At 70.9% G+C, this 21,908-nt stretch carries 21 protein-coding genes and 1 pseudogene; 10 read left to right on the forward strand and 12 right to left on the reverse strand.

The window, feature by feature from the left end:
• Positions 1-258: 258 nt before the first annotated feature.
• Positions 259-1,206: a type IV toxin-antitoxin system AbiEi family antitoxin domain-containing protein gene (locus tag ACZ6QQ_RS03195; RefSeq protein ID WP_465873905.1), complete on the reverse strand. Its 948-nt coding sequence runs from the start codon at positions 1,204-1,206 to the stop codon at positions 259-261.
• 212 nt (positions 1,207-1,418) lie between these two features.
• Here ACZ6QQ_RS03195 and ACZ6QQ_RS03200 point away from each other — a divergent pair, with 212 nt between their 5' ends.
• Complete coding sequence (locus ACZ6QQ_RS03200; protein WP_465873906.1) at positions 1,419-3,959, forward strand: FtsK/SpoIIIE domain-containing protein; 2,541 nt, start codon at positions 1,419-1,421, stop codon at positions 3,957-3,959.
• Entirely contained in the window at positions 3,956-4,813 is an 858-nt protein-coding gene (locus tag ACZ6QQ_RS03205; protein ID WP_465873908.1) for a hypothetical protein, read from the forward strand. Before ACZ6QQ_RS03200 ends, ACZ6QQ_RS03205 begins: the two co-directional genes overlap by 4 nt.
• Positions 4,814-5,247: 434 nt before the next feature.
• Here ACZ6QQ_RS03205 and ACZ6QQ_RS03210 read toward each other — a convergent pair whose 3' ends face one another.
• Positions 5,248-6,204, reverse strand: a complete 957-nt coding sequence (locus tag ACZ6QQ_RS03210) for a hypothetical protein (RefSeq protein ID WP_465873910.1) — start codon at positions 6,202-6,204, stop codon at positions 5,248-5,250.
• Positions 6,201-6,395 carry a hypothetical protein gene (locus ACZ6QQ_RS03215; protein ID WP_465873912.1) on the reverse strand — a complete coding sequence of 65 codons (195 nt, stop codon included), beginning with the start codon at positions 6,393-6,395 and terminating at the stop codon, positions 6,201-6,203. The genes ACZ6QQ_RS03210 and ACZ6QQ_RS03215 overlap by 4 nt, the downstream gene beginning before the upstream one ends.
• Before the next feature lie 259 nt (positions 6,396-6,654).
• On the opposite strand from ACZ6QQ_RS03215, the gene ACZ6QQ_RS03220 reads away from it, so the two are divergent.
• Complete coding sequence (locus tag ACZ6QQ_RS03220; RefSeq protein ID WP_465874508.1) at positions 6,655-6,846, forward strand: winged helix-turn-helix domain-containing protein; 192 nt, start codon at positions 6,655-6,657, stop codon at positions 6,844-6,846.
• Positions 6,847-6,903: 57 nt separating this feature from the next.
• Here ACZ6QQ_RS03220 and ACZ6QQ_RS03225 read toward each other — a convergent pair whose 3' ends face one another.
• From ACZ6QQ_RS03225 to ACZ6QQ_RS03240, 4 genes are all read right to left on the reverse strand, one after another.
• Positions 6,904-7,515 (reverse strand): hypothetical protein, encoded by a 612-nt coding sequence (locus ACZ6QQ_RS03225; RefSeq protein WP_465873913.1) that lies wholly within the window; start codon positions 7,513-7,515, stop codon positions 6,904-6,906.
• A 59-nt stretch (positions 7,516-7,574) separates the two neighbouring features.
• A complete protein-coding gene (locus tag ACZ6QQ_RS03230) occupies positions 7,575-8,213 on the reverse strand; it encodes a hypothetical protein (protein ID WP_465873915.1) in 639 nt (212 codons plus the stop codon).
• Positions 8,214-8,227: 14 nt separating this feature from the next.
• Entirely contained in the window at positions 8,228-8,488 is a 261-nt protein-coding gene (locus tag ACZ6QQ_RS03235; protein WP_465873916.1) for a hypothetical protein, read from the reverse strand.
• 89 nt (positions 8,489-8,577) lie between these two features.
• Positions 8,578-8,856, reverse strand: coding sequence for a hypothetical protein (locus ACZ6QQ_RS03240; protein ID WP_465873918.1), 279 nt, complete (start codon positions 8,854-8,856; stop codon positions 8,578-8,580).
• A 107-nt stretch (positions 8,857-8,963) separates the two neighbouring features.
• On the opposite strand from ACZ6QQ_RS03240, the gene ACZ6QQ_RS03245 reads away from it, so the two are divergent.
• Positions 8,964-9,347 carry a peptidase inhibitor family I36 protein gene (locus ACZ6QQ_RS03245; protein WP_465873920.1) on the forward strand — a complete coding sequence of 128 codons (384 nt, stop codon included), beginning with the start codon at positions 8,964-8,966 and terminating at the stop codon, positions 9,345-9,347.
• A 45-nt stretch (positions 9,348-9,392) separates the two neighbouring features.
• Here the strand turns inward: ACZ6QQ_RS03245 and ACZ6QQ_RS03250 are convergent, their stop codons facing one another.
• The gene (locus tag ACZ6QQ_RS03250; RefSeq protein WP_465873922.1) at positions 9,393-11,030 is read right to left on the reverse strand and encodes an alpha/beta hydrolase family protein; all 1,638 of its coding nucleotides are present in this window, start codon (positions 11,028-11,030) and stop codon (positions 9,393-9,395) included.
• A gap of 679 nt (positions 11,031-11,709) precedes the next feature.
• Between ACZ6QQ_RS03250 and ACZ6QQ_RS03255 the strand changes: the two genes are divergently transcribed.
• Positions 11,710-12,585, forward strand: coding sequence for an ArsR/SmtB family transcription factor (locus ACZ6QQ_RS03255; protein WP_465873924.1), 876 nt, complete (start codon positions 11,710-11,712; stop codon positions 12,583-12,585).
• A gap of 43 nt (positions 12,586-12,628) precedes the next feature.
• Here ACZ6QQ_RS03255 and ACZ6QQ_RS03260 read toward each other — a convergent pair whose 3' ends face one another.
• The gene (locus tag ACZ6QQ_RS03260; RefSeq protein ID WP_465873926.1) at positions 12,629-14,284 is read right to left on the reverse strand and encodes an amidase; all 1,656 of its coding nucleotides are present in this window, start codon (positions 14,282-14,284) and stop codon (positions 12,629-12,631) included.
• Positions 14,272-14,571 carry a hypothetical protein gene (locus tag ACZ6QQ_RS03265; RefSeq protein ID WP_465873928.1) on the reverse strand — a complete coding sequence of 100 codons (300 nt, stop codon included), beginning with the start codon at positions 14,569-14,571 and terminating at the stop codon, positions 14,272-14,274. Before ACZ6QQ_RS03265 ends, ACZ6QQ_RS03260 begins: the two co-directional genes overlap by 13 nt.
• A 277-nt stretch (positions 14,572-14,848) precedes the next feature.
• Here ACZ6QQ_RS03265 and ACZ6QQ_RS03270 point away from each other — a divergent pair, with 277 nt between their 5' ends.
• Entirely contained in the window at positions 14,849-15,361 is a 513-nt protein-coding gene (locus ACZ6QQ_RS03270) for an O-acetyl-ADP-ribose deacetylase (protein ID WP_465873929.1), read from the forward strand.
• A gap of 197 nt (positions 15,362-15,558) precedes the next feature.
• Positions 15,559-15,678: pseudogene (locus tag ACZ6QQ_RS03275) on the forward strand (cellulose binding domain-containing protein); the annotation flags it as partial.
• 186 nt (positions 15,679-15,864) lie between these two features.
• On the opposite strand, the gene ACZ6QQ_RS03280 reads toward ACZ6QQ_RS03275, so the two are convergent.
• The gene (locus ACZ6QQ_RS03280; protein ID WP_465873931.1) at positions 15,865-18,138 is read right to left on the reverse strand and encodes a galactose-binding domain-containing protein; all 2,274 of its coding nucleotides are present in this window, start codon (positions 18,136-18,138) and stop codon (positions 15,865-15,867) included.
• A 494-nt stretch (positions 18,139-18,632) separates the two neighbouring features.
• Between ACZ6QQ_RS03280 and pyk the strand changes: the two genes are divergently transcribed.
• The 3 genes from pyk (at position 18,633) to ACZ6QQ_RS03295 (ending at position 21,583) form a co-directional block, all read left to right on the forward strand.
• Positions 18,633-20,084 (forward strand): pyruvate kinase, encoded by a 1,452-nt coding sequence (gene pyk / locus ACZ6QQ_RS03285; protein WP_465873933.1) that lies wholly within the window; start codon positions 18,633-18,635, stop codon positions 20,082-20,084.
• Positions 20,081-20,965, forward strand: a complete 885-nt coding sequence (locus ACZ6QQ_RS03290; RefSeq protein WP_465873935.1) for an acyl-CoA thioesterase — start codon at positions 20,081-20,083, stop codon at positions 20,963-20,965. Before pyk ends, ACZ6QQ_RS03290 begins: the two co-directional genes overlap by 4 nt.
• Positions 20,966-21,097: 132 nt before the next feature.
• Positions 21,098-21,583, forward strand: coding sequence for an RrF2 family transcriptional regulator (locus tag ACZ6QQ_RS03295; protein WP_465873937.1), 486 nt, complete (start codon positions 21,098-21,100; stop codon positions 21,581-21,583).
• A gap of 33 nt (positions 21,584-21,616) precedes the next feature.
• Here ACZ6QQ_RS03295 and ACZ6QQ_RS03300 read toward each other — a convergent pair whose 3' ends face one another.
• A complete protein-coding gene (locus ACZ6QQ_RS03300; RefSeq protein WP_465873939.1) occupies positions 21,617-21,835 on the reverse strand; it encodes a hypothetical protein in 219 nt (72 codons plus the stop codon).
• Positions 21,836-21,908 lie beyond the last annotated feature (73 nt).

The raw sequence follows: 21,908 nt of genomic DNA on the forward strand, positions 1-21,908 counted from the left end.
ATCGTCGTTGACGCGACGGTGTACTTCCAAGATCTCGGATCATGAGACCCGGCAGCGGTGGGGTGGGCGCGGCAGCGCGTAGGGCGGGTGAACCGTTCCGGTGCCGTCAACTGGGCGGGCAGCCCGCCGCGTGTCAAAGATGTGATCGGGGGATGGGGCGGCGCCGTCCGCCCCCCGCCACTCGCCACGAGCGCACACGATCCGGGATCGCGGAAGAACACCGTCGCGCCAACGACGATCCGGTTCCAAGATCTCGGATCATGACGGGGGCGGCGCGGGGCGCCAGCCGGCGGCGAGGAGGGCTCGGCGTACCTGGGGCGTCGCCTCGTGGGGGCGGTCGCGGACGAGCCAGGCCGGGAAGCGCAGCAACCGCTCGCCGGCGATCCAGAGATCGTTCTGCCGGGCCATGTCGGCCCAGTACGCCCGGACCTCCAGGTGCTGCCCGCCGTCGTTTTCCACCTGTACGCCCCACTCCTCGTAGTAGACGTCCAGGTAACGCACCCGCCCCGAGGCGTCCGTACGCCGGTGCTGTCGACTTGGCTCGGGTAACCCGTCGCGCCGCGCGGCGGCCAGGTAACGCAGCTCGGGCAGCGAGTGTGAACCGTCACGGGCATCGTTCGCGGTCGCCAGGATCAGCGCCCGCCGCCGGAGCGTGGGCTGCCGATGGACGACCTCGTGGATCTCCTCGCCGCCGACCAGCCGTTGCTGGTAACCGGCCGCGATCACCGCGCGGGCCTGATCGTCCGAGCCGGCCCAGGCCGCCGCGTCCACCAGGGACCGGGCATGCCCGGTGTACGGCGGGCTTCCCCGCCAGTTGACGTCCTGCGACCCGATGGTGGTGCTTCGGTGCACCACGACACCCAGTGGCGGGCTTGTGGTCCGCATCAGCGCCGGACGGATGATGTGGATCCTCGACTCGGCGAACCCGACCAGGCCGCAGCGGATGGCGGCGGTCATCCCGGCGAGCGCGCTGCGCGTACCGCAGCCGAGTACGGCGATCCACAGCCGCTGGTCGCGGGTGAGCGGCCCGGTGTGGGTGACGTACACGCTGCGGTGGATTCGTCGCCACCGGCCGGACCGGATCCGGTGTCGTACGGTCGACTCGGACAGGTGCCGGCGTGCCTGCCGGTACGTGATCACCTGGTCCTGCCGGAACAGGAGTCGGGACAGGTCCTCGACAGCGGTGTCGGCGGAAGATCGTGGCATGACCGCCGATCCTGGCCCGGATCACCAGGAGACGTCTGCCACCGATCCGTCAGCGCAACCATCCGACACCGCCGCCCGACGGGGCGCCGTCATGGCATCCGCCGGCCGCTGTCCTTGTTACGGGGTGCCGCTGGCACGTCCGGGTGCCCGTACGGGGGTGCTTCGGTTAGTGTTCCGGTGACTACGCACGCCGACAGGGGTGGGGGAGCAGGGTGGGCAGGCTCGCGGTCACGTACGGGCGGGCGGTCGCGGCACACCGGCAGGCGCGCTCGCATCTGGACGCCGCCCGTCGGGCGCTCGCCGGACTCACCGCACCGCCGCCACCGGCAGCGACCGGCGACATGGTGCAGCGACTGCGCCGGGTCGGTGAATCCCTCAGCGCGGTGACGGCCGGACCGGAGTTCCCCGGCCGCCCGGTGCCGATCCGGATCGGTGCGGCGACCACTGGGGACGGCGACTTCCCGGTGGTCGTACCGCTGGCCGGCGGGGCGCACCTGGCGATCGACGCCGACGCCCGCGATCCCCGTACGGCGGCGGCGCTGCGCTCGGTGGTGATCCGGCTGCTGCTGGCCGCCCCGGCCGGCTCGGTACGGGTGGTGGCGATCGACAACGCCGCGCTCGGCGCCACCTTCCTGCCGTTGCGGCCACTGGTCGACGCGGGGGTGCTGAGCCCGCCCGCGACCAGTGACGAGGAGATCCAGAACCTGCTCACCGGTGCCGAACACCATGCCCGCGCCGGCCACTCCGACCCGACCCGTCAGGACCGGTTGCTGCTGGTGGTGGCGGCGTCCATGCCGGAGGGACGGGCCGAGCTGACCCGGCTGGCCGCGCTCACCCACGCCGGCCCGGCGGCCGGGGTGTGCGTGCTCGCGGCCGGGTACCCGCCCCGGTCGACGGGGCTGGAACCGCCGTCGTTCGGCACCACCACCCGGGTGACCCGCGACGCCGACTACGCCTGGGTCGGTGACCCGCCGTGGCGGCCGTACAGCGAGGACGGGACCGGGCTGGTGGTGCCGGTGCTGCTCGACGGGGACCCACCGGCCGGCACGGTCAACGCGGTCGCCGAACGCCACGGGGACGCCACCCGACGCGATTCCAGTGTGGAGTTCGCCGACCTGCTGCCGGCCCGGAACTGGACCGAGTCGGCCGGCACCGGACTGCGTACGGTCATCGGCCGCAACGGCCGCGACCCGGTCACCCTGGCGTTCGACGACGCCACCCCGCACTGGCTGGTCGGCGGCCGGACCGGCTCCGGCAAGACGGTATTCCTGCTCGACGTCCTCTACGGACTCGCCGCCCGCTACTCGCCCGACGAGCTGGCCCTCTACCTGCTCGACTTCAAGGAGGGCGTCAGTTTCACCGAGTTCGTGCCGACCGGGCACGACGGCTCCTGGATTCCGCACGCCCGCGCCGTCGGCATCGAGTCCGACCGGGAGTACGGCGTCGCGGTCCTGCGGGAGCTGCGCCGCGAGCTGAACCGTCGGGCGAACGCGCTCAAGCGCCACGGCGTCACCAAGCTCGCCGACCTGCCCCGCGACGGCAAGCCCGTACCCCGGGTGGTGGCGGTGGTCGACGAGTTCCATGTGCTCTTCGCCGGCAACGACGCGCTCGCCCGCGAGGCGGTCGCGCTGCTGGAGGAACTGGCCCGCAAGGGCCGCTCGTACGGCATCCACCTGGTCCTGGCCAGCCAGAGCATGTCCGGGATCGAGGCGCTCTACGGCAAGGTCGACTCGATTTTCGGCCAGTTCCCGCTCCGGGTGGCGTTGCCGGGCGGCTCCGGCGTACTCGATGCCCTGAACGAGGGTGCGGGGGCGCTGCCGCTCGGTTCCGCGATCATCAACCCCGCCGCCGGCCTGGCCTCGGCGAACACCGTGGTCCGCTTCCCGGACGCGCACGCCAGCGCCGCGCGGGTCGCGGCGCTGCGGCACGAGTTGTGGCAGGGGCGGGCGCAGGGCTCGTTCCCACCCGCGGTCTTCAAGGGGTACGACTCCGCGCACGTCGAGGACGACCCGACCTACCGTGGCCTGATGCCCGGTGGACGGCGACCGATGGCCCTGGTCGGCCGGGTGGTCGACGTGAACCTGACCTCGGCGATGTTCATGCTCGACGCCACCCCCGGCCGGCACCTGGCCGTCGTCGGCACCACCCCGGTCGGCGCCGACGTGTTGCAGGCGGCCACCCTGAGCCTGGCCCGCCAGGCCCAGCCGGGAACGGCCCGGTTCCTGCTCGCCCCGCTGGTCGCCGCCGCCGACGAGGTGGCCGACTCCACCGCCGACACCCTCGCCGGGGCCGGGCATCCGGTGACCCGGCTGGACGCGATGGGACTGCGCGAGGAGATCCGCAAACTCGCCGAGCCGGTCGCCCAACCGACCGAGCGGACCTACCTGGTGGTCTTCGGCATGGACGGGGCCGGCGGCGTGCTCTCCGCCAAGGACCAGAACTACCGCTCCGGCCTGGACGACCTCCAGCAGGTGCTGCGCCACGGCCCCGCGTACGGGGTGCACCTGCTCGGCTGGTGGCGGGGGCTGCGCCGGCTCGCCGACGACATCGGCGGGGCGCACAACAAGGACGACATCGCCTGCCTGGTGGCGCTGAACGTGCCCGGCGGTGAACTGGGCATGTACCTCGGCATGCACGACCTGGCGTACACGCCCCGACCGAACCGGGCCCTGCTGGTGGACCGGCACGACCAGCGCAGCCGGCTGATCGTGCCGTTCGTCCGACCCGGCTACGAGCTGGACGAGGGACAGTGACGATGCAAGCCTTCGACGAGTACGCCACCCTGGCCCGGCACCTGCACCGACTCCAGCGCACCGGGGAGCGTACGACCGCCCAGGCCGCCGCCCACCGCGACGCCACCGACGCCGCCATCGACCAGCTCGGGCAGCGGCTCAGCATGCAGCAGCAACGCCTGGTCGAGCTCGCCCGGGCGATCGGCGAGCCGGTGCCGCAGCTCAGCGCGCCACAGCCACCGCTGACCATCGCCGGCCACCTCGGTTCACCCGTACCGCCGGCCTATCAGGGTGCGGAGCAGGAGGTGACGGGCGGTTCGGCGTACCCGGAACTGCCCGGCGGCCCGGACCGGGTCGCCCTGAGCGCCACCCCCACGCCGACCCCGGCGGTGCCCGGCCCGAGGCTGCCGACCGGGGATGCCGACGGGTGGCCGGCGCACCATGCGGCGGCCCCGGCCCCGCCGGTGAACCCGGACGTGGAGCTGGACCTGGCGCACCGGGCGGCGGCGGCGGCCGACGAGATCGCCACCGAGGTCGAGACGCTGGCCCAGCAGCCGGCGCTGCTACCGACCTCGTCGCCGTTCAGCCGGGCGATCGTCGTCTACGTCGGTTTCATCGCGGCCGGCAACCTGGCCCAGGCCATGCTGGCACTGATCGCCAAGGCCGGTGGCATCGACGGTTTCACCCTGTACGCCTGGACCCTCGCCGGACTGCCGACGATCACGTTCTTCGCCGCCTACGTCGCGCTCGGCTCCTGGGGCCGGGCCCGGATCGGAATCAGCCGGCCCGCCCGGTACGCCAAACTCGGCTTCGCCCTCTGCTTCGTCGTCATGGCCGTCACCTCCTGCTTCTGGACCTCCCTGATGCAGGTCTGAGCAGGCGTCGCCACCGGGTACGCCGGCCGTGGTGGCACCGGTCTCGGCGGTCAGCAGGAACGCGGTCAGCTCGTTCGGGGACATCCCCTCGTCGTCGAGCAGCCCGACAACGAGCATGGTCTGGGCGGCGACGCTGGCGGCATCCATCGGGATCGGTGGGTGCTGACCGAGCGCGGCGTGGATCAGCGACTCGGCGGTGGCCGGGTCGATGTCGCTGCCACTGTGGTCGTACCGCTCCCGGACACTCGCCACGAACCGGATCACGGGTCCGTTCTCCTGGCCGGGCCGGAACCGGCGGTCGACGGCGAGCAGGAACACGGCGTCGAGCAGCTCGGCGTACCGCTGCCAACCGGTGTCGTCGAAGCGGCGCAGCCGATGCTGGTGGTCGCGTACCCGGCCGGTGACCAGGTCACGGATGGCGGCAGCGTACGGGGTCAGGCGGTCCACGGGCGGCTGAACTCCTTCCATGCTTCCTGGCGCCAGCGGGCCATGAAACCCCGCCAGCCGCCCCAGGGGTGGCGGCGCATGATGAGTCGGGCTGCGGACTGGGCGCCGGCACGGGTGTGCGGCACACCCGGCCGGGGGCCGGACAGGATGCGGTGCAGGCGGGCGGGTACGTCGACGGCGGCCGGTTCGGGGATGCCGGCGAGCCTGGCGGCGTAACGGTCCAGGGCACGGGTGCCGATGGCGAGCCGGGCGGCGACCAGGTCGAGTCGGCTGCCCGCGATGCTCCAGCGTTGGGCTGCGGCTCGGGCGTCTGGATTTGGCTGGGCGTGGCGGAGCCGGTCTTCGGCGGTGGCGAGCTGTCGGCGTACCCGATCGACCTCGCGGGCGGCGCGGCCGGCACCGAGACGGGCCTCCCGGAGACCGGCGAGCACGTCGCCGACAGAGGGAGGGTGCGCGCCGGGTAGCCGCCGGGCCTCGGCGAGGCCGGCGTAGACCATGGTCAACGACTCCCAGGCGGCGTCCACCGCACTGTCGAAGGTGGCCACGGCGGTCCGAGGGAACGGATGCTCGACGCCGTCGACCTGCTGGATCGTTCGTTCGAGCGCTTCGGTCGCGGCGAGACAGGCGGTGCGCAGCACCTCGACCGTGCCCTCTGCGGTACGGATCGTGCTGTCGAGCGAACCGCCGCCGGCGAGCTGTCTCCCCGGTGTGGTGGACCGGTCCCATCGACGGCTGCGGTTGTCCGGCGGTGCGGCGTCGAGGGATCGGGAGTAACGGGCGAAAATCTGTTCGGCCTGGTCGCGCTCCGGGCAGGGGCCGGGCCGCTTGCACACCACGCATACCCCGGTGTACGCGCAGACGGCGTGCCGGTCGATCGTGTGCCGCGCCTCGGCGGCTCTGGCCCGGGCGTACCGGCTGTAGTAGATCTCGGAGAGGGCGTTCACCGACCCGCCTCCGCGACCTGTTCGATCAGTCGCGCCCACCGGACGTCGAGACACGGGTACGCCTGCCCACAGGAGCAGTTGACGACGGCGATCCGCATCGGGGCGTGGGCAGACAGGATGTCCCGGGCGTCTTCGAGGTCTTCCTCGGAGAGGAAGTCGGGTGGTGGGGGTTGGGGTGGGGTCTCGCTCACCGGTTTGTGCCTCCCGTCGCTGGGGTGCGGGCAGGTTCACGCACCCGGCCGACCAGGCGAAACCGGTCGACCGGGCTCTGTGCGGTGGGGACCAACTCCATGGTTTGCAGACCTGGGAGCCGGACAGACCTGAGCGTATATAACAGGTGATGTATGCGCAACCCTTACTTGCGATGTGTTGCCATACAAGGTGCAGCGTGATCAAATGGCGGGGCAGACCTGGGAGTGACCTATGCCCGCCAAGGCCAAATAGGCGCAGATTGTCGACAGCATCCGCGCCCAGATCGAGTCCGGAGAGCTTGCTCCGGGCGACAAGTTGCCGTCCACGTCGCAACTCTGCGTCCAGCACGGCGTGTCCGCGATCGTCGTCCGGCAGGCCATCAACGCACTCAAGATCGAGGGCTTGGTGGAGGGCGTCGGAGGCGTGGGAGTGTTCGTGGCCGAGCGCTGACAGAGGCTGTGGCGTTCTGGTACCCCTCCAGGGGTAGTGAAGCGCCACAGCGATGCGTCAGATGCTCGCCCGGTAGGCGCGCAGGTCCTCGCTCGCGCTGCGCAGCAGGACGGCGCTGTCGTACACACTGTCCCGCGCACCCGACATCGCATCGTGCGTACGCCGAACAACATCCGCACGGCCGCCGTAGATCAGGACCATCATCGCGTCCTGGCTGTTGCGCATGCCCGCCGCCAACGCATTCAGCTTGCCCGCCGTCTGCTCAATCTGCTCCATGACCTGCTCGATCCCCGAAATCACCTGCCCAGCGATCCCACCCGAGCTGCCGTGAGTTGTCCGTACACTGCCACGGCGGGATCGACCCGTGCTTGTAGGCCCCAACCGGATCGAACCACGCTCGCTAGAGGCCGTCTTACCGGCGGCGGTGCTGCCGGCAGCAGCCGCCTGTGCCGACTTCTCTCGCTGTTCGCGCCTGAGGTCGATTGCGGTGACCACGATGGCCTTCGCTTGTGAGCCGATCAGTCCTCCGGCCACAGTGCCGCCGATGGCGGCGACGGCGGGAGAGACAGGGATACCGAGGCGAGTAGCGACCAACCCCAGGAGCATCCCGACTCCGGCACCACCCCATTCGAGTAACTTGCCGAGGCCTTCCTTGGCACTTTCGTACATCAGCCGCCGTCTGAAGGGGCGCTCCTTTGGTTCTTGTCGCTGTCCTTTGCGGCGGTATCTCATTGCGGAACCAGCGGGTCGAGCAAGGCGCAGCCGGTCGCGATGGCCATGGGTAGGTTTACGGCAACCTCACGGGCGACACTCTCGGGTGTGAAATCAAGCGCGTCACCCCCGTCCGCGACATGTTCCGAGTCGTCTGCGTAGAAGGCGCAGGCGTCCCAGAGGTTCGCGTGCAGGTACGCGAACGACCACTGCATGTAGACCGTGTTGGAGACTGCGATCCTCGGCTGCCCGCCGTGTCCGATGCGGTGGAGGTGGGGCTCCTCCGGGGTTGAGCCGAGTCCTTCGCCGAGGGGAAGGAGTTTGTGGCGGCGGAAGACGGGTTCGAGGTTGGCTTCCGGGTCGAACTCGACCAGCAGGCCGCGTGCGATCAGGTCGTCGACGATGTCGGCGGCACGGGGCTCGGGCTTGGGAGCGGTCTGGACGAGCTGGATCAGGGACTTCCGGTTCACCGCCAACTTGGCGTGCCGCTCGGCGTCGACAAAGGCCGCCGCCCATACGGCAGCCTCGGTTTCGGTCAACTCCACCAGGTCGTCGCCGAGGTGGATCTCGTAGCACTCCGGGGTCGGGTCCGGCGGGCGTACGTACCGGTAGCGCGGTCCCATGGAGAGCCCGACGGGCACGATGACGGTTGGCATGACGTACCCCTTGCTCAGAAGCTGGCGGCGTAGCTGTTGGTGGCCTCGACCGCGCCCTGCGCGAGCGTGGTCGCCTCGTGCAGTTTCTGCTTCGCCTGTTCCATCCGGGACAGCGCCTCGCCGACGCGCGAGTGGCTGGTGCCCTGGGTGAGGCTGCGCAGGAGTGCGGTGGTCTGTTCCAACTGGTCCGCGATGCCTCGGATGGTGGCCGCCTGCTGGCTGGTCTCACTGCTGAATCTGGCTACTCCGGCTTTGATCTCTTCGATCGACGCCATGTTGTTTGTCCTCCCCGGTAATGGTCGTCCTGCCCCGAGCCGACCGTACCGGACCGGGCACGGTCGGTCAGTCCCGCCCGGTTGTGCCGTCACCAGGTCGACAGAGTTGGGCCCCGGTCGTCCACCACCCCGGACGCCGCGAGTAGGACCGTCGCGAGTGGCGCGCCAGCCCACGCGACAACGCTCACCTGTGCTGCGACGACCAGCACCGTGATGCCCACGAACATGCCGGTCGGCCAGGCGGGGGAGCCGTGCAGGTGGGCTGTGGCCAGCACCGGCAGGACCACTTCGAGTACGCCGAAGCAGAGCGCGTACGGCAGGTTGGCGACACCGAGGATGGCCGTCCGCAGGGTGTTGACGTCACCCATGGGGTAGTGCAGGATTCAACTACTTGGTGTTGGGGCGTGTTTGTGCGCTTACATGCCAATTTTGCCGCGCGGCAGAGCCCATCGACCCCCTGTTCACAGGAGGATTCATGCGTCTGCGCAAGTCGACCCTCACGTCCGTCCTCGCGACCGCGTCCGCCGCGGCGATGGCGTCCGCCGCGCTCGGCGCGCCCGCGTACGCCGCCGCCGGCTCGTCCACCACGGCCGCGCCGCCCAGCAGCACCTGCACGTACGTTGACGGCACGGTCTGTTTCTGGGAGACGATCTGGTTCACCGGACAGCAGGTCCAGTACACCGCGCCACTGAGCACCGGCTGCGTGAACAGCCCGATCGAGATCCGCGCCCACGTCAACCTGACCGACCGGAACCTGCTGCTCTACCCGGGAGCCAACTGCACCGGCAGCGCGACCTTCGTGCCAGTCAGTGACCTGCACAGCAACAACACCACGATCCGGAGTTTCCGGGTCGCCTGAGCAAGTCTGGTTCGGCAGCGTCCCGCCCGTCCGCCCGGCGGGGCGCTAGCCGAGCCGGTCGGCCAGGAACCGTTCGATCTCCCCGAAGAGTGCCAGCCGGTCGGCGGTGGACAGCCGCCGCTGCCCGAGCCGGGTGCTGATGGAAACGGCGCAGCGTACGAGGTCCGCCCGGTGGTACGCGGCCAGCAGGGCGGCCTGCCCGCCATACGAGGTGCCGAGGAAGGCGACCCGGTCGGGATCGACCAGACCGGCCTCCACCCCGTGCGCGACCGCGTCGTAGAGGTCCTGTTGTCTGCGGCCGCCGTACGCATCGTCGCTGGCCCGGCGGAACGCGGTGCCGAACCCGCGTGAGCCACGGTGGTTGATGTGCAGCGACAGGTATCCGAGGGAGGCGAGGTACTGCGCCTCGGCGTGGAAGCGCCACGATTCCCGGTCGGTCCGGCCGTCGTGCACGATCACCACGGTGGGCAGCGGCAGCCGGTGGTAGACCGGGCGCATGGCGTACCCGTTCAGTTCTCGGCCGTCACCGGCGACGAAGATGAAGTCCTCCAGTTTCGGAAGCTGGTAGCCGGCCAGGTCGGGACGGTCGACGAAGAGCGGCTCCGACTCGCCGGTCCCCGGATCGAACAGGTGGTACGCCACCGGCCCGTCGTCGCGGACCCGCCCGATCAGCCAGGTCCGGTCGTCGGCGCTGCGGTCGACGATGACGGCCGAGCCGGCGCCGGTGGCCGCAAGCAACTCCACCGCCCGCTGTCGGGCCGGATGGAGTGCGTGGTAGCGCAGGCGTTGGTCGGTGACCGCGCAGATGTCCGGCAGGCCGGTCGCCGGCTCGAACCAGACGCCGTCGCCCGCGATCGGATAGCCGTCGACGTCCAAGGTCGGATGCGCGAACACCGCCATGGTGGCGCCGCTGGTCGAGCCGATCGAGATCAGCCGGCGGGTCGGGGCGTCGTAACTGGTGAGCAGGAACAACCGGCGACCGTCCGCGCTGAAGCCCTGGACGGACAGGTCCTCGGCCGCCGTGGCGTCGATCCGGAGCAGGCCGCGCGCGGCATCGAGTCGATCGCCGAGGACGATTTCCACCGAGCCGTCAGCGGCGACCCGGAGACCGCCGCGCGGCCGGAGCGAAGAGTCCACCAACCACCGCTGGAAGCCCCGGTCGGTCGCGATCGTGGTGCCGGATGAGCCACCGGTGACCGTGTCGCCGGTAGGTGGCCCGCCGGTAGGTGGCCCGCCGGCAGGTGGGCTGGCGAGAGCGAGGCGGACCAGGTCAGGGCCGGGCGATCCGGTACGGCGGCAGCTGTAGACGGCGACCGTCGGATCGTGGCGTGAGAGCCAGTATTCGGTGACGCTGCCGGCGATCCCGTACCGTACCGGGCCGCCGCCCTCGGCCGGTCGGAACCCAGCCAACCTCCACTGCGGACCGTTCACCGGTCGGTGCCGGTACAGCAGCAGCGTGCCGTCCACGGTCCAGCGCAGGTCGTCGATTGTCTCGCCCGGATGCGCGGTCAGGCGACGCTCGCCGGCGCCGGTTGTCCACAGCCACAGTTCCGGCCCCTCGTCGGTGTTCCGGACGAACGCGACGGCACCGCCGTCCGGTGCGAGGCGGGGTGTGGTGTTGTACGCGGGCGAGAGCAGTGCCCGCCGCAGCCGCGCCCGGCTGCCCGTCCGCTGGCCGGTCATCACCCGTCCTCGCCGACAACCACCGGGATCTCGGCCCCTGGTGCCGATGCCGATGCCGATCTCGGTGCTGGTGTCGGTGCCGATGCGGTGGCGGGACCGTACGGCTGAACTCGTGCCAGCGTGGCCCGACCCGCGGCGCGGAGGTTCTCCACCACCGTGTCGCCCTCTCCCCGTGGCGGTCGCCCCCGCGGACCGCCGTGGCGTCATCTTCGCCACGCCGGTTTTATCGCGTCAAGACCCCTTTTTGTCGGCTGCAACTACACAATGTCATCGAACCTCTGCTACGGGGTGCTTCGGGCCAACACGGCACATCCGAGCTGATGGCCGACGCCCGTCTCGGCGGGAGATCAAGTGATGGGTCCATTGTGTCACGCTGTGTGCAGGTGTTCTGCCGTGCATCGGCACTCGGCGGCCGAGCCTTTCGGGGACGGTCGAAATGTCGGCGGTGCGTCACCTCTTGTCGCCCGCGCACCTCCCGGTGATACTTGGCGAACTTTATCGGCACGCCAGCCAACGGGGGGCAATCGTGCTGCATATCCATTTCTCTGTGGAAGATCTGGCCAGGACGCGTGTCGCGGCCAACTGGGGACCGCTCGGCGAAACGCTGCTCAGTCTGATGATATTGCAGAGACCTGCAACGTCGGGACTGTTCGGCGGCTGGCGTGACCGGGTCCGTCGCATGTCGAGTGTGCTGACCCATCCGGCCGCCGCCCTGTCCGACGACACGATCGGGGAACTGTTCGTGGCCAGCGGACCGGCCGACACGATCGAACAGGGGCTGGATTCCCTGCTCAGAGCGTGTCCACGGCAGCTTCGTCCGGAGTTGGTCGCGGCGTCGCGGGGTGCGTCGGGCGACCCTGCCGGTGCGGGACGCCGGCCGGGACAACCGGCGGGTGGGCCGGCATCCGAGCGGTTGGACCGCCGTGATCTCGTGCGCTTTCTCTACCGCTATCACCAGGTGGCTGTCGCGCCGTACTGGTCGCGGATCCAGTCACGATTGCGGGCCGAGCACGCGTTGCACGCCGGCACCCTGGCGACGTACGGAGTGGAGGCGATGTTCGCCGGACTGCCGCCCGGATTCCATTGGCGCTCGCCGATATTAGAGGTGGGTCGTGGAACGCCGGCCAGTGACCTCGTACTCGCCGGACGTGGTCTGGTGCTGGTGCCGTCCGCCTTCTGCCGGACCACACCCAGCGTCGTCACCGGCGCGGTCGACGACCGGGCGCCGGTGATCCTGTTCGTGCCGGCCATGCGCACGGTCGACGATGCCACCGCCCTGTTCACCGCACCGCACGGCGGCGCGGTGTCGAAGGCGCTGGCGGCGTTGCTCGGCCGGACCCGGGCCAACGCCCTCGAAGCGGTCGCCCGTGGCGCCTGCACCACCGGCCAGCTCGCCGAGCGGCTCGCCTGCTCGCTGGCCAGCGCCAGCGAACACGCGACGGTACTGCGCGGGGCCGGGCTGATCACCACGATCCGGCAGGGCAAGGCGGTGCTGCACGCCCTCGCCCCGCTCGGCGCCGCCCTGCTCAACGGCATCCCCCGCCCGCCCCGCTGACGCGCGGAAGGGCCCCTGACTAAGGGGCCCTTCCACACACGGCTCACTGGGTCAGGGCGGCGACCTCGTCGGCGGTCAGGCGGTGGGTGACGGCGGCGGTCCGCGCCGCGACGGCACCGGCCGGCGGGTTCGGCGGCCGGCGCCGGTGCCAGTCGGTGACCGCCTGGTACGCGGCCACCAACGACAACAACCGGTCCTCCCCGTACGGGAGTCCGCCGAGGATCGCGCCGATCGGCACCCCGGCGGCGGAGAAGCCGATCGGGAAGGCGATCTCCGGCAGCCCGAGGATGTCGAACGGCACCGGCCCGGTCTGCACCACCACGTCGCAGGTCTCGAAGAGCTGGTCCAGCACCCGCTCCATCAGCACCAGCTTGGCCCGCTGGCCGGTGATGAACTCGTTGCCGCCCATCAGCGCGCCCTGCAACCAGCTTGTCACCGACACCCCGAACCCGCGCAGGTCGGTCCGCAGGTACGGCATGAACGGCTCGCTGCGCTCCGGCAGCCGTACGTTGTTGAAGTTGTTGCCGGTGAGCAGGTCCCAGTCTTCCGGCAGCGTCACGTCCACCAGCGTCGCGCCGGGGATCGCCCCCAGTGTGGCCAGGTACGCCTGCTGGGCCAACGCGGTCGCGGAGGTGCCGCTGCCGTAGCCGGGCAGCACACCGATCCGGGTCGGCCAGCGCAGTTTCAGCGCGCTGCCGTCGTAGAGCGGGGTGGCGGCGTTGATCAGGTTCGGCAGTTCGGGCAGGCCCTGGCTGCGCGGGTCGGCCGGGTCCTCGCCGGCCATCGCGGTCAGCATGATCGCGGCGTCCTTGGCGTCGCGGGCCAGCGGTCCGGGATGGTCGCGGGTGTAGCTGAGCGGGATGATGCCGTTGAGTGACACCCGGCCCATGGTCGGCTTGAGCCCGGTCAGGTTCTGCGCGTTCGACGGTGCGGTGATCGAGCCGCCGGTCTGGGTGCCGATGCCGGACGAGACCAGTCGGCCGGCGACCGAGGTCGCGGTGCCGGTGGACGAGCCACCGGGGTCGGTGCCGGGATTCGTCGGCGTCCAGGCGTTGACCGTGGTGACCACACCGGCCGGCGTGGTCGCCCGCGTCGTCGCGAGCGGACCCATCTGGGTCTTGCCCATGACGATCCCGCCGTTGACCTTGAGCTTGGCGACCGCCGTCGCGTCGTACGGTGGCACGAAGTCCTGGAACAGGTAGGAGTTGGCGGTGGTCGGCACCCCCTCGGTCCAGTAGTTGTCCTTGATCGCCAGCGGGATGCCGTGCAGCGCGCCCCGGTGCGGCTTGCGGGCCGCGGCCCGGGCCGCCTTGACGGCCGCGTCCGCGAGCACCACGTTGAACGCCTTGTACGTGCCCTCGTACGCCTCGATCCGGGCCAGGTACGCCTCGACGAGCTGCTCCGGGGTGAGCTTGCCGGCGCGGATCAGCCAGGCGGCCTCGGAGATGGTCAGCTCGGTCGGGTCGGCCACCGCCTCGGGGCGAGGTTTGGTGTAGGCACTCGGCACGTCCAGCGCCGGATTCCACTTCACCGGGTTCCCGCCGGAGGTGGTGGTGTCCGGGGCGGCGACCACGATCGACGGGAGCGCGACCGTGGCGCCGACGGTGGCGGCCGCGGCCAGGGCGGCGGTACGGGCGAGGAAGGCGCGGCGGTCGACCGTACGGTCCTGGGGTTGCAGGGTGGTCATCACTTCCGCCATTCGGTGCTGATCGAGGGGTAGAGCATCGGGGCGGCCTGTTGCGACAGCGCCTTCGCGACGGCCGGTGCGGATCCGGCCGGCGCCGGAAGCTGGTACGCGGCCAGTGCCGTCACCGTGCTCCGGACGAACGAGCGCAGCGAGGCGAGTACGGAGTCCCGTCCGGGTGATCCGGTCACCGGGTCGGCGGTGGTGCCGGGGGGAAGCTGGTCGAGGTCTATTCCGAGGGCGGCGAGCCGGGCCCGGATCGCGATGTCCAGTTCGGCGTCGGTCGGCGGTGTGGGTGCCATGGTGCTCCTCCGCTTGAAAAACGTTGCCCCACTCTCGGATCACCCTGTGTCGCCCCCATAACCCCAAGATCACATACCCGTGAACCGCCCCTGCTCAATGGCTGTCGATCTAGGGCAAATACGTGCTTGTTGATCTTCAACAACCCCCTCGTTCACCCTGTCGCCGGGGCGGGCCGGAGCGGGAGCGGGCGGGGCGGGGGCGGGGCGGGGCGGGGCGGGGCGGGAGGAGCGTGGGGGAGTGGGGCATGGAAGTAGGGGTGGAGAGGAGAATCAGGGCATGGTGGATGTCGAGGTTGTGCAGGGGGACATCACTGCGGAGGACGTGGACGCGCTGGTGACGGCGGCCAACGAGTCGTTGCTTGGTGGGGGCGGGGTGGACGGAGCGATCCATCGGGCCGCGGGACCACGGTTGGCCGAGGCGGGGGCGGCGATCGCGCCGTGCGATCCGGGCGACGCGAAGGCAACGCCGGCGTTCCACCTCGACCCGCCGGTCCGGCACGTGATCCACACCGTCGGCCCGGTCTGGGAGGGCGGCGACCACGGCGAGGCGGACGTGCTTGCCTCCTGTTACCGGCGCTGCCTGGAGGTCGCGGACGAGCTCGGCGTACGCGCGATCGCCGTCCCGGCCATCGCGACCGGCGTGTACGGGTTCCCGCCGGAGCAGGCGGCCCGGATAGCGGTCGACACGATCCGGGCCACCCCGTCCCGGGTCGAGCGGGTCCGGCTGGTCGCCTTCGACGAGTCCACCCACCACCTCCTCCAAGCCGCCCTCGACCATCCCCGACCCTGACCCACCCCACCCCACCTGGACCCCCTCCCTCCAGGAGCGCCGCGCGACCCCCCTGGTTGATCATGAAGTTAGCGCGACCTCTGGTTGCTCGGCGGTGCGCTAACTTCATGATCAACGGGGGCCATGGGGCCATGGGGCCATGGGGCCATGGGGCCATGGGGGCATGGGGGCGGGGTTAGTTTGGTTTTTGCGCCGCGATCAGCGGTTGGGCGGTCACCTGGGCCTGGCTCAACGGGCAGTCGGTCGCGTCGAGTTGGGGCGTCACCCTCACCTCGACCGGCACCGGGGTGAGCGCCACCAACGTCGCCTACAACGGCGGCCTCGGCGCCGGTGCGAGCACCACCTTCGGGTTCCTCGGCTCGTGGACCGGCACCAACAGGTTCACCGACCCCGACCTGTGTCGTCAGCTGACCGGACGCCAACGGGCCGCGCCCGGCCCGGTCGACGTGTCGACCGGACCGGGCGCGGTTGGTTCCCGGAGGTGTGGTGCCAGTCGGGATTTGTTACGGGTAGCTGACCACGTAGATGGTCTGGTTGGCCTGGTTCGCCGGACCACCGACGTTGTTGATGACGTGGTTGATGGTGCCCACGCCGCCGAGGGACACCGAGACCATGTTCCGGAACCGGACCCCGGTCTTGTTCGGCACCTCGAACGACCGTTCGGCGACCACGCTGGGGTTGACGTTGAAGTAGGAGTAGCTGCCCAGCCCCCACGCCTCGTGGGTGTTCACCGCGTCGGCCACCTTGTACGCCGCATAGCCTCGGGTGGAGCCGTTCATCCAGGCCGCCTGCGTCGGCGGGTCGTACGGGAACTCGTTCTGGTAGAAGTACGTGCGGCCGCGTTCGCCGTTCCAGATGGTCTGGTACTTCTGGTAGTGCTCGACGAAGAGGCCGTACATGGTGACGTCGTCGCCGTTGACCACCAGCCCGGTGTCGGCGGTGTTGATCGTCCAGCCGTAGGTGCCCGCGTTGCCGTGGTCGGCCCGCCACAACCACATGTGGTCGCCGATCACGTCGTCGCTGTTGATCACCAGGCTGTTGGTCGCCCGGCCGGCGACCGCGCCGCCGATCCGGAAGAAGACGTCGTGCAGCGAGGTCGGGTTGGCCGCGTGGTCCGCGCTGGAACCCGCCGGGCCGACCTCCATCAGGGTGGCCGAGTTGGTGGTGCCGGCCTCGAACATGATGCCGGCGACCTTCACCCCGTCCACGTCGGCGACGGTCATCGCGGTCACGCCGTTCTGCGGCTCGATCGTGGCCAGGCCGAGGCCGAGCACGACCGTGTTCGGCCGGGTGATCCGGATCGTGTCGGTGGTCCGGTGCAGACCCGGGGCGAACAGCAGGTCCTTGCCCTGGGCCAGAGCGGCGTTGATGGTCGCCGTCGGGGTGCCCTGCCGGACGATGAAGTACTGGCTCAGCGAGGACGAGGTACCGGCCGGCGTCTTGTTGTACCAGGTGGTGCCGGTGCTGTTCTGCCGCAGCGCCGGTACGAAGACGCGGTACTCGCCGCTGCCGTCGACGTACAGGAAGGGCTTCTCCCGGACCACCGGGGTGGTGGGGAGCACGGTGTGCGAGGGGTTCGGGAAGTTCGGGGCCGGGGCACCGGCCACGCCCTGGAACACCATGTTCCACACCGAGCCGGTCCAGCCGTTGCCGAACTCGCTGTTGCGCGAGTACCACTGCTGCTGCGAACCGGAGACCACCAGGCCGTCGATCCGGGTGTCGGCCATCAGGCCGCCGCTGGACCAGCCGTCGCCGCCGTTCCAGAGCTGGATCTGGTTCTGCGCGCCGCGCAGGTGCATCCGCCGGTACGGGGCCGCCTGCGACACCGCCCAGCGTTCCACGGTCACCCCGGCCGGCAGGGTCACCGACAGGTTCTCCGCCGCCCGCCAGAAGTTCTGGGTGGCGTTGCCGCCGAACCAGGTGGCCTCGGCCCGTACGTGACCGTTGAGGTTCACGTCGTCGGGGGAGAAGCCGAGCCCGGCGACCTGGGTGAAGAAGCCCAGGTTGACGTCGGCGGTGTAGGTGCCGGGCTTGAACAGCACCGCGTACCGCTCCGGACCGAACTGGTTGGTCTCCTGACCGGCGAAGATCGTGTTCAGCCGGCTCTGGATGGTGCTGGTCGGCGTCGACGGGTCGAAGACGAAGGTGTTCGGCCCGAAGTTCGGGTTGCGCGGGTCGGTCGGCTCGACCGGGGTGCCGGTCACCGGCGGGGTGGTCGGCGGCGTGGTCGGCGGGGTGGTGCCGAACTCGCCGTACACCTGGAACTCCCACAATGAGTAGCCGTAGCCGGTGCCGCGGGTGGTGCCGTAGATCCGGACGTGGCGGCCGCTGCCGGTGACCGGGATCGTCTGCACGCCACCGGTGGCGGTGGTGGTCGTGTAGATCGTGGTCCAGGGCGCGGCGCCGGTCGGCGAGGTCTGGATCTGGAAGGCCCGGCCGTACGCCGCCTCCCAGCGCAGGACCACCTGGCTGAGGGCGGCGGTGGCGCCGAGGTCCACCGAGAGCCACTGGGGGTCGCTGAACGCGCTGGACCAGCGGGTGCCGGTGTCGCCGTCGACCGCCGCCGTGGCGACGAACGCGCCCTCGACGGACGAGGCGGTGGCCGGCTTGCCCTGGGAGAGCAGGACCGGCGCGGCCTGCGCGGCGGTCGGCCCGATGACGAACGGTACGGGCGCCAGCAGCGCGGCGACCAGGGCGGCGGCCACTGCCCATCTCGATCGGGATCGGGATCGGGATCGGGTCGAGGGTGTGCGGGTGGTGCGACGATGTACTTCCATTGGGCCCACCTGTCGGGGATAGGGCGCGGTGGGGCGGCCCAGTCGAGGCGTGGCAACGCCGGGCTGGGTGGGTACGGCCGGCCGCCGGGGGGTTCCGGCGGCCGGCCCGCGCCTGCGGGTTCTGACAGTGAGAGCGCTCTCCCGACGAGTGTTACGCCGCTGTTTCGGGCCGTCAAGACGCACGTCGATTCCTGCCTGGTTTGACGGCTAATCGGTTGATCGTCCCGCTTGGGCAAATTGGCAAGAATTGTCGGTAGCGATCTCTCGTGACGTGCCGACTTCCGGACTGACGGGGCCCACCGGGCCGACCGGGCGTGTCGTACACATCACGACGGCGGTACGCTTCCGGACGCGCGGTCGCTGATGCCCGCCACCCCGACGCCGCCCGGCGAGACGACACCCGCCGGACATCTGCGCACAGCGTGACGTTGGACGAGAATTCCAGAATCCGACAGGGTCGGCCCGTGGACCGATCTGGGAGAGAGACTAGCCTGATGGGCGTGACACGCCGCGCGAAAATCGTCTGCACGCTTGGCCCCGCGACTTCGACCCCGGAGCGCATCCGCGGTCTCGTGGAGGCTGGCATGGACGTGGCCCGGCTGAACTTCAGCCACGGCAGCCACGCCGACCATGAGCAGGTCTTTCACCTGGTCCGGCAGGCCGCCCAGGCCACCGGCAAGGCGGTGGCGATCCTGGCCGACCTGCAGGGCCCCAAGATCCGCCTCGGCAGGTTCGCCGACGGCCCGCACGAGTGGCGCACCGGTGACTCCGTGGTGATCACCGGTGACGACATCGTCGGCACCCGCGAGCGGGTCTCCTGCACCTACAGCAAGCTGCCCCAGGAGGTCCGTCCCGGCGACCGGCTGCTGATCGACGACGGCCGGGTCGCGGTCGAGGTCAGCTCGGTCGAGGGCAACGACATCCGGGTGCTGGTCACCGAGGGTGGCGCGGTCTCCAACAACAAGGGCGTCTCGCTGCCGAACGTCGCGGTGAGCGTGCCGGCGATGTCGGAGAAGGACGCCGACGACCTCCGGTTCGCGCTCGGCCTCGGGGTCGACATGATCGCGATGTCGTTCGTCCGCTCGGCCGACGACATCAAGCTGGCGCACAACATCATGCAGGAGGTCGGCGTCCACCGGCCGGTCATGGCCAAGGTCGAGAAGCCGGAGGCGGTGGACCACCTGGAGGCCATCGTCGCCGCGTTCGACGGCGGCATCATGGTCGCCCGGGGTGACCTCGGTGTCGAGCTTCCGCTGGACCAGGTGCCGCTGGTGCAGAAGCGGGCCGTGCAGCTCTGCCGGGAGAACGCCCGGCCGGTCATCGTCGCCACCCAGATGCTCGACTCGATGATCGAGAACTCCCGGCCGACCCGCGCCGAGGCCTCCGACGTGGCGAACGCGGTGCTCGACGGCGCCGACGCGGTGATGCTCTCCGGCGAGACCAGCGTCGGCAAGTATCCGGTGCTCACCGTGAGCACCATGGCGAAGATCGTCACCACCACCGAGTCCGGTTCGATCGGCGTGCCCCGGCTCCAGCACGACCCGCGTACGCACGGCGGCGCGCTCACCGTGGCCGCCTCGCAGATCGCCCGCGCCATCGGCGCCAAGGCCCTGGTCGCCTTCTCGCAGACCGGCGACACCGTGCGCCGGCTCTCCCGGCTGCACTGCGACCTGCCGCTGCTCGCCTTCACCCCGGTCCCGGAGGTGCGCGACCAGCTCGCCCTCGCCTGGGGCGTGGAGACCTTCCTGATGCCGTTCGTGCAGCACACCGACGACATGTTCCGCCAGGTCGACCAGGCCCTGCTCGGCCTCGGCCGGGGCAACCCGGGCGACTACGTGGTGATCGTCGCCGGCAGCCCGCCCGGCACCCCGGGCTTCACCAACACCCTGCGCGTACACCAGCTCGGCTCGCTCGTCGACGCGGCGGCGGCCCGCGCCCTGCAGTGACGTCCGGCGGGCCGGTCGGTGGACAGGTCGCGGTCGATCAGCTCCTTGAGGTGCTCGACCTGACCCGGATCGACGACATGACCTTCCGGGGGATGAGCCCACCGGTCGGCCCGCAACGGGTGTACGGCGGTCAGGTCGCCGGGCAGGCACTGGTGGCCGCCGGCCGGACCGTCGACCCGAGCCGGTTCGTGCACTCGCTGCACGGCTACTTCGTCCGTCCCGGCGACCCGGTCGAGCCGATCGAGTACGAGGTGGAACGGATCCGCGACGGCCGCTCGTTCTCGGTCCGCCGGTCGGTGGCCAGGCAGCACGGCAAGACCATCTTCTTCATGTCCGCGTCGTTCCAGCGGACCGAGGAGGGGCTCGACCACCAGGCCCCGGTCCCGCCGAACGTGCCCGGTCCGGACGAGGTGCCGACCATGGCGGACCGGCTGGCCCGCTACCCGGAACGGCTCGGCATCTGGTCGCTCATCCCGCGCCCGATCGACGTCCGCTACGTCGGCGAGCCCGGCTGGGTGCGCCCCGGCGACCGGCCGGCCGACCCGCACCAGCGGGTGTGGATGCGCCTGGACGGCAAGCTCCCCGACGACCCGCTGCTGCACGCCTGCGCGCTGACGTACGCCTCCGACCTGACCCTGCTCGACTCGGTGCTCTCGGTGCACGGTGAGGTCTGGGGGCCGGGCGGGGTGGTCGGCGCGAGCCTCGACCACGCTCTCTGGTTCCACCGCCCGTTCCGGGCCGACGAGTGGTTCCTCTACGACTGCTGGAGCCCGTCCGCCTCCGGCGCGCGGGGACTGGCGACCGGCCGGATGTTCACCGTCGACGGCCGCCAGATCGCCAGCTCGGTGCAGGAGGGCCTGCTCCGCCGGGTCGGCGCCTGACCGCTTCCGCCCCAGGTGACAGGGGGGTCGGCCGGTGCGGGATAAGCGTGGTTTCCGCCGGAAGTAGCACTCTGCGTGGCTTGGCACCCCCGGCACCGTTCACCGGGCGGAGCGGGGGCTAACCTTGCCGGCATGCGTCTCTCCGCACGGGTCGACTACGCACTGCGTGCCACGGCCGAACTTGCCGCCACGGCGGACGACACCGCCGCGGCGACCGGCCCCGCCCGACGCCCGACCCCGGTCACGGCCGAGCAGATCGCCCGCGCGCAGGAGATCCCGCCGAAGTTCCTGGAGAGCATCCTGTTGCAACTGCGCCGGGGCGGCATCGTGCACGCCCAGCGTGGCCCGGAGGGCGGCTACTGGCTGGCCCGCAAGGCGGCGGAGATCTCGCTCGCCGACGTGATCCGGGTGATCGACGGACCGCTGGCGCACATCCGGGGCCAGCGGCCGGAGGATCTCGGCTACCAGGGTGCGGCCCGCTCCCTACAGGAGGTCTGGATCGCGCTGCGGGCCAGCGAGCGGGAGATCCTCGAACTGGTCAGCGTCGCCGACGTGGCCAGCGGCAAGCTGCCCGACCGGGTCACCGAGCTGGTCAGCGACCCGAACGCCTGGACCTGAGGCACGACCCGCCGGCTTTCGCGCCGGGTGACGTCAGGCCGCCCGGACGTACTTCCAGTGGCCGTGGTCGGCGACCGCGAGCGGTTCGGTGTCGGCGAGGACCCGCTCCGGGCGCAGGAAGACCAGCGGCCCCTGACCCTTGCCGACCGGGGTGTCCGGATCCGGGCGGTCGTCGCCGGACGGGGTGGCGCGGTCGACGCCGGTCAGCACCGGACGACCGGTGCCGGGCTTCCAGGACGCTGTCAGTGCCATCGGATGCTCCATCCGTCGTGGGCCGGGGACCCGGGGCGGGCCACCCGCGACCGGGTCCATCACACCACCGCGC

This window comes from Micromonospora sp. NPDC049529 (assembly GCF_055586685.1).

What these genes read in the sequence shown, in the direction of transcription:
- ACZ6QQ_RS03225 (WP_465873913.1), bottom strand. Translation starts at nt 7,515, where the DNA reads ATGTACGAAAGTGCCAAGGAAGGCCTCGGCAAGTTACTCGAATGGGGT.
- ACZ6QQ_RS03270 (WP_465873929.1), top strand. Translation starts at nt 14,849, where the DNA reads ATGGTGGATGTCGAGGTTGTGCAGGGGGACATCACTGCGGAGGACGTG.
- ACZ6QQ_RS03255 (WP_465873924.1), top strand. Translation starts at nt 11,710, where the DNA reads ATGTCGAGTGTGCTGACCCATCCGGCCGCCGCCCTGTCCGACGACACG.
- ACZ6QQ_RS03240 (WP_465873918.1), bottom strand. Translation starts at nt 8,856, where the DNA reads ATGGGTGACGTCAACACCCTGCGGACGGCCATCCTCGGTGTCGCCAAC.
- ACZ6QQ_RS03265 (WP_465873928.1), bottom strand. Translation starts at nt 14,571, where the DNA reads ATGGCACCCACACCGCCGACCGACGCCGAACTGGACATCGCGATCCGG.
- ACZ6QQ_RS03245 (WP_465873920.1), top strand. Translation starts at nt 8,964, where the DNA reads ATGCGTCTGCGCAAGTCGACCCTCACGTCCGTCCTCGCGACCGCGTCC.
- ACZ6QQ_RS03280 (WP_465873931.1), bottom strand. Translation starts at nt 18,138, where the DNA reads ATGGAAGTACATCGTCGCACCACCCGCACACCCTCGACCCGATCCCGA.
- ACZ6QQ_RS03235 (WP_465873916.1), bottom strand. Translation starts at nt 8,488, where the DNA reads ATGGCGTCGATCGAAGAGATCAAAGCCGGAGTAGCCAGATTCAGCAGT.
- ACZ6QQ_RS03195 (WP_465873905.1), bottom strand. Translation starts at nt 1,206, where the DNA reads ATGCCACGATCTTCCGCCGACACCGCTGTCGAGGACCTGTCCCGACTC.
- ACZ6QQ_RS03260 (WP_465873926.1), bottom strand. Translation starts at nt 14,284, where the DNA reads ATGGCGGAAGTGATGACCACCCTGCAACCCCAGGACCGTACGGTCGAC.
- pyk (WP_465873933.1), top strand. Translation starts at nt 18,633, where the DNA reads ATGGGCGTGACACGCCGCGCGAAAATCGTCTGCACGCTTGGCCCCGCG.
- ACZ6QQ_RS03250 (WP_465873922.1), bottom strand. Translation starts at nt 11,030, where the DNA reads ATGACCGGCCAGCGGACGGGCAGCCGGGCGCGGCTGCGGCGGGCACTG.
- ACZ6QQ_RS03300 (WP_465873939.1), bottom strand. Translation starts at nt 21,835, where the DNA reads ATGGCACTGACAGCGTCCTGGAAGCCCGGCACCGGTCGTCCGGTGCTG.
- ACZ6QQ_RS03295 (WP_465873937.1), top strand. Translation starts at nt 21,098, where the DNA reads ATGCGTCTCTCCGCACGGGTCGACTACGCACTGCGTGCCACGGCCGAA.
- ACZ6QQ_RS03230 (WP_465873915.1), bottom strand. Translation starts at nt 8,213, where the DNA reads ATGCCAACCGTCATCGTGCCCGTCGGGCTCTCCATGGGACCGCGCTAC.